1 pseudogene is annotated in these 260 nt (G+C 54.2%); it reads right to left on the bottom strand.

What is annotated here, in order from left to right:
• A pseudogene (locus HMPREF2888_RS03435) lies at nt 1–249 on the bottom strand (IS3 family transposase); the annotation flags it as partial.
• Between the last annotated feature and the right edge of the window lie 11 nt (nt 250–260).

Below are 260 nucleotides of genomic sequence, written 5' to 3'. Positions count from 1 at the left end.
TTCGGCAAAATATTTCGCGGCCTTGCGCAGAATATCGCGTTCTTCGCGCAGCTTCGCGTTCTCTTTTTCTAGTTGGCGGATTCGCTCGGAATCAGTCGTCTCCTTGGCGTTGTCGCGCATGGCCTTCGTGCGGGCACGTTTGCCGGTGCCGTATTGCTGAAGCCAGGAGAAAAGCGAGGAACGATTGACTCCAAGCTCTGCTGAAGCCGCGTGAAGTGAAAGGTCCTCATTGTTTTCATAGAGGGCCACAGCATCACGTT

The organism is Corynebacterium sp. HMSC077D03, assembly GCF_001808545.1.
GTDB classification, from domain to species: domain Bacteria; phylum Actinomycetota; class Actinomycetes; order Mycobacteriales; family Mycobacteriaceae; genus Corynebacterium; species Corynebacterium simulans.
This window is presented reverse-complemented; position numbering and strand designations above follow the sequence as displayed.